Source organism: Streptomyces muensis (assembly GCF_021474425.1).
Classification (GTDB): domain Bacteria; phylum Actinomycetota; class Actinomycetes; order Streptomycetales; family Streptomycetaceae; genus Streptomyces; species Streptomyces muensis.
Window position 1 is genome coordinate 1 of the sequence record NZ_JAKEIP010000495.1, and the last position, 2,897, is coordinate 2,897.

The 2,897-nt window shown below is 75.4% G+C and carries 3 protein-coding genes and 1 pseudogene; 2 read left to right on the forward strand and 2 right to left on the reverse strand.

Annotated elements, in window-relative coordinates; translation table 11 throughout:
* Positions 1–297 (forward strand): annotated as a pseudogene (locus L0P92_RS43595) (hypothetical protein); the annotation flags it as partial.
* Between the two features lie 139 nt (positions 298–436).
* On the opposite strand, the gene mycP reads toward L0P92_RS43595, so the two are convergent.
* Both mycP and L0P92_RS43605 read right to left on the reverse strand, forming a co-directional pair.
* Entirely contained in the window at positions 437–1,600 is a 1,164-nt protein-coding gene (gene mycP / locus L0P92_RS43600) for a type VII secretion-associated serine protease mycosin (protein ID WP_234768676.1), read from the reverse strand.
* A 26-nt stretch (positions 1,601–1,626) separates the two neighbouring features.
* Positions 1,627–2,634, reverse strand: coding sequence for a hypothetical protein (locus L0P92_RS43605; protein ID WP_234768674.1), 1,008 nt, complete (start codon positions 2,632–2,634; stop codon positions 1,627–1,629).
* Here L0P92_RS43605 and L0P92_RS43610 point away from each other — a divergent pair.
* The coding region (locus tag L0P92_RS43610; RefSeq protein ID WP_234768675.1) for a hypothetical protein at positions 2,633–2,897 on the forward strand (265 nt) is incomplete at its 3' end. The genes L0P92_RS43605 and L0P92_RS43610 overlap by 2 nt on opposite strands.

Below are 2,897 nucleotides of genomic sequence, written 5' to 3' on the forward strand. Positions count from 1 at the left end.
CAGGTCCAGCACGACCGTGTCCGCCTTCTCGTGCGCCGCGGCCTGGAGGGCCTGTGGCTGCCGCGTACGGCGACGGGGCTGTGGGACGTCAACAGCGTCGGGCGGGTGACGGTCGACGGCCGGGACTGTCTGGTGGCCGTGCTGTCGGACGGCAACGCGACGCAGGCTGAGGGGATCGCGCTGGTCGAGGCGGCGGCGGTGGCGGCGGTGGCGGTGTTCGCCGAGGAGGCCCCGTCCGCGACGACGTCAGCAGCCGCGCCGGTCTCCTCCGCCGAGGCGGCCACGGCGGCGTCGTAGCCGGTCAGGTCAGGTCAGGTCCCGTTCCGCCGGGCCGTGTCCGCAAGGTCCCGTCGTAGGCGCGGAGGACGGGCCACGCGGCGTGAGGCGGCGAGGGGACGTGCCCGGCGCCGCGAGGCAGGCGGGGGGCGGATACGGGCTAGAAATCGTGGCGGCCGCGGCGGCCGCGCCACAGGACGACCGCCCACACCAGCAGGAGGGCGCCGGCGCCGCCCGCGAGCGGGGCGGTCCAACTCGTGGTGTCGTCACCGGACTCGGCGGCGTCGGGGCCCGAGCCGAAGTACTCCTCGCCGTACCCGGCCGGCTCCAGGTTCTCCCGTTTGATGTGGGAGGCCTTCTCGATGGCCGCGGCCGGGTCGATGAAGCCGTAGCCGCGGGAGTCGTCGCGGCCGTCGGCCGGGGCGTTGCGGGCCGTGTCCTCCAGGAGCTTCTTGATCTGGGCCGGGGTCAGGCCGGGGTGGGCCGCCTTGATCAGGGCCACCGCTCCGGAGACGAAGGCGGCCGCGGCGCTGGTGCCCCAGCCCTTGTAGTACTTGTGGTCGGGATCGGCGATGACGACGTCGACTCCGGGGGCGCTGACCGTGGCGTACCAGCGGCGGGTGGAGAAGGAGGCGCGGGTGCCGAACTTGTCGACGGCGGTCGCGGCGATGACGCCCGGGTAGGCGGCCGGGAAGGAGATGTGGTCGCCCTTCTCGCCGCCGTTTCCGGCCGAGGCGACGACGACGGCGCCCTTCTTCAGGGCGTACTGGACGGCCTCGTCCTCGCCGGCTTCGGGGTGGGCGGACTTGGAGTCGTCGCCGAGGGAGAGGTTGATGACGTCGGCGCCGTGGTCGGCGGCCCAGCGGATGCCGTCGGCGAGGGCGTTGCCGCGGGTGCTGCGGGCCCTGGCGCGGGAGCGGTCGCCGTCTTCGAGGATGACGCGGACGGGGAGGATCTTCGCCTCGGGGGCGACGCCCATGACGCCGTCGGCGCCCCCGGCGCCGTGTCCGTGGCCGGCGATGATGCCGGCCATCGCGGTGCCGTGCCGGGCCCAGGCGCGGTCGCCGCGCTCGGCTCCGAAGCCGACCATGTCCTTGCCGTCGAGGACGTTGCCGACGAGGTCGGGGTGGTCGGCCTCGACTCCGGTGTCGAGGACGGCGACGGTGACGCCCTTGCCCTTGGTGGTCTGCCAGGCCTCCTCGGTGCGCATGGCGTCCAGGGTCCACTGCTGGGCTCGGATGGAGTCGGCGTGCGCGGCGGTGGACGGCAGGACGGCGAGGCAGGCGCCGAGGAGGACGGCGAGCGGGCCGGTCCGCCGGGTCATGGCGTTCTTCACAGCACTGGCACTGGTCACGACGACTTCTCCGTGGACGGGCCGACGTTCTTGCGCAGGGCGCGTTCGACGCGGTCGGCGAGGCCCCGCGCCTCGTGGCCGAGGCCGGCCTGGGCGACGGACGTGGTGGCGCCCGACTGCATGGCCTCCTCGGCGGGCTCGGGTTCGTCGACGGCACGGCCGTCGGCCCAGCCGGAGACGGCGTAGACGACGACGGGGGCGTCGGTGAGGACGGAGACGGTCCAGGAGGCCCGCTGTTCGTCGCCAAATCCGGCGGCGGGGGTGCCCTTCGCCGCGTAGGGGCGAGGCATCAGGTCCGTACGGCGGTCCAGGCCCTCTTTGGTGAAGCTGGTGTCGAACGAGCGCATCGCGGCGGCGTCGGCGGTGGTGAAGAGGAGGCCGACGGTGGTGACGTAGCTCCGGGTGGCGTCGATGTAGGTGGCGCGCAGGAGGCGTTCGCAGCCGACGGGGGCCAGGGCCTTGCGCAGCAGCGGGTCGAAGGCGTTCGCGCAGCCGGTGTCGGGGGCGACGGCGACCCGCGTCCAGATCCGGTCGGCGCCGCCGGGGCCGGCGCCCTGTCCGGTGACGGTGGGCGGGAACAGCCGGTCGACGGGGATGCTGTGCCACAGGCTGCCGGCCGCGGCGAAGGTGTCCTGCGCGTCGCCGTCGCCCGAGTCGCCGATCAGCCAACTCCCGGTCACTGCCCCGCCGATGAGTCCCAGCCCGAGCACGACACAGGCGGCCGCCGCGGCGAGCCGGGGCTGGATCCGCAGCCCGAGCGGGCGCGGGCGCGTCTGCTCGTCGTACCCCTCGGGCTGGCCGAACGACACGACGGGCCGCCCGGCCCCGGGAGCCCCGCCCGGCGCCATCGGAGCACTCCAGGAGAAGGACGGATCCGGGGCGAACGCGGCACCCCCATGGCCGTCGGCGGACGGCTCGGGCATGAGGCGCTGTGGAGGCAGTGGGGCGGAGGCGGGGTGGTGCGCGGGGGCGGCCCCGGGGTGGTCGGACGGCTTCGGGGGCATGCCGGCGGCACCGTGGGCGGATGCGGTGGCCGACTGCGAGGGCATGCCGGCGGAACGCCGCGCCGGCGGCGCGGAGTCCGACTGCCGGGGCAGGCCGGAGGAGCCCTGTGTCAGACCCGAGCCCGGCTGCGGCGGTGTGCTCGACGAGCCGTGGGCTGAGCCCGTGCCCGCCGGGTTTGCCGGAGGGGCGGGCGGGCGGTTGCCGGGCTCGCGCGACGGCTCCGTCCGGATGGGGCGGAGGCGGAAGGTGGTCTCCGCCGCGG